This is a genomic window from Cohnella laeviribosi DSM 21336, assembly GCF_000378425.1.
GTDB lineage: Bacteria > Bacillota > Bacilli > Paenibacillales > Paenibacillaceae > Cohnella > Cohnella laeviribosi.
Genome location: NZ_KB899892.1, coordinates 1 through 2,054, shown reverse-complemented (window position 1 = coordinate 2,054; position 2,054 = coordinate 1). Strand labels below are relative to the sequence as shown.

Sequence of the window (2,054 nt, the reverse complement as noted above, 5' to 3'; positions counted from 1 at the left end):
TGTTACTGCCAACCCATATTGGCCGGAATATGACAGTGTTAGGTGTCCAAGGTTTGCCAGAAATCGTGTCCTTAGTGAAGAGATAAGAGGAAAAGTCAGCACGGATGACTTTCCCTCTGCTTGTCGTTAGACGAACCGGACTTGGTAAATATCTTTACTCCTCAAGTTGAATCGCGCTTCTCTCATGATGACATACCAATTCCGGTCAAGCTCAAGCCGGCACCGAATACCGCGATCACCAACGCGTATCTCAAAGCATTCGCCACAATGCACCGCGTAGGTGCCTCCTGCCTTCCGGACGGTCCAGCAGTCCGCCTCCCGATCGTAGATCATCGTTACCCAAGGTCCTTTCATGACAGTTCACCCTGAATGACACGCTTGACCATATGATCGTCGATGATCCGATGTTTGTTCTGCGCCCCATAAATCAGGGCGTGTGTGCAGACCTTGTTAATGAGCCGTGCTGCCCCGCTCGAAAAGCGGAAGATGTCATCAATCGCACCGTCGGTGAAGATGTCGTGCTCGGTTCCGGCGTACGTCATATGACGGCGAATATACTCCCCAGTCTGCGCCCGGTCGAAGTGAGGCAGCTTACATTGCAGGTCAATGCGCTGACGGATGGCGGCATAGGCCTGCAGATTCAGGCGATCCCACAGTTCGCTCTGGCCGACAAGGATGAGCGCCATGGGACTTTGCGCATCCATCTTGAAGTTCAGCAGGAAACGCACTTCCTCCAGCATCTCACGATCCAAGAGATGCGCCTCGTCGACGACCACAACGGGCTGCAGCCGGTGAATGCCGCGCATGAGCTCGATTTCGCGGTGCAACTGCCGCTTGGCGTCGCCGCGGTAGAACTTCGACTCGCAGCCGAGCTGCTCGAGCAGCCCTTTGTAGAAGTGCCGCGGCGTCAGCTTGGAATCCGATACATAGAGCACTTTGAATTTCGCGGGGTTTAACCCCTCGGCAAAACGACGAATCGTTGTGGTCTTGCCTGTACCGCAATCGCCGGTTACAACAGCAAACCATTGCCGCTGAGCGGCATACTCGAGACGGCCGAGCGTCTCTTCGAGCATAACCGATTCATACAGTTCCTTTGTCGGCATATCCCGAGAGAATGGTGAACGAGCGAGGCCGTAGAAGGACTCAAACATGGCGATCCTCCTTGTTCACGCGGCGGTAAGCGACGGCTTGCGCCTGCTGTTCCTTGCGTTCCCGTCCGCGTTCTTCCGCCGCCGCAAGCAGTCTCGACGAATCCGCCGGCACTGAGCCAAAATGATCGGGCAGCGGCGGTCGCTTCCCGGCTCTCTCCCCGATCACGAGCTCCCGTACGCGCCAAGGTTCATGGCCTTCGTACTCGATCGTCAGCTCCGTGATGTCTGCCGGATCGAAGACGACATCCACCGTGCAGCCGATGAATGGGAGACCGACCTCGTACTTGCGGCCATTGAAGCTGATGCAGCCGGATTTGTCGACCTTCCGGCTCTCGCAGTGCTGGAAGGCATTTGCCAGCTCGTCCGGGTCGACGAACCGAAGCGCCTTCTTGTCGCTGCGGTAAGCCGATTCCGGGCTGAACTTGTTCTCCAACGCGGAATGCGGCTTGTTCTGGTAGCATTCCGACAGCCACACCGCAAACAGCTCGTTCAGCCGCTCAAGCGTCTTCGGTTTTTCGAGCGCCGATTCGCTCAAGAACGCATCGACCACACGGTTAAATCGCTCAACCTTGCCGGTTGCCTCTGGTGAGTAGGGGCGAGCAAAGAGAAGCCGAATACCCAGCTTGGAACAGGCACGCGTCATCCACTTGGTTCGATATTGCTTGCCATTGTCGAAGTAAACCGCCTCGGGAACGCCGAATTTTTGAATGGCCTTCCGGAAGCAGTCCTCGACAATGGTCTGATCCATAACCGGATAAAACTCGCCGTGCAGCACAAACCGCGTCGCGTCATCAATGAACGTGACGAGAAAGACTTGCTTCATGGCGCCGCCTGGGCCAATGGGGAGATATGGACCATACTTAAGGTCCGAATGCCAGAGACGATTCCGATGCCGCTGCTGAA

At 56.2% G+C, this 2,054-nt stretch carries 3 protein-coding genes; all 3 read right to left on the bottom strand.

Annotation, left to right across the window (positions count from 1 at the left end):
* Window positions 1–126: 126 nt before the first annotated feature.
* Window positions 127–333 carry a DUF5348 domain-containing protein gene (locus F560_RS0121955; RefSeq protein WP_245554951.1) on the bottom strand — a complete coding sequence of 69 codons (207 nt, stop codon included), beginning with the start codon at window positions 331–333 and terminating at the stop codon, window positions 127–129.
* A 17-nt stretch (window positions 334–350) separates the two neighbouring features.
* Complete coding sequence (locus F560_RS0121950; RefSeq protein ID WP_019007860.1) at window positions 351–1,151, bottom strand: ExeA family protein; 801 nt, start codon at window positions 1,149–1,151, stop codon at window positions 351–353.
* A partial coding sequence (locus F560_RS24060) for a DDE-type integrase/transposase/recombinase (protein WP_033396594.1) occupies window positions 1,144–2,054 on the bottom strand: 911 nt, incomplete at its 5' end. The genes F560_RS0121950 and F560_RS24060, both read right to left, overlap by 8 nt.

What these genes read in the sequence shown, in the direction of transcription:
- F560_RS0121950 (WP_019007860.1), bottom strand. Translation starts at nt 1,151, where the DNA reads ATGTTTGAGTCCTTCTACGGCCTCGCTCGTTCACCATTCTCTCGGGAT.
- F560_RS0121955 (WP_245554951.1), bottom strand. Translation starts at nt 333, where the DNA reads ATGATCTACGATCGGGAGGCGGACTGCTGGACCGTCCGGAAGGCAGGA.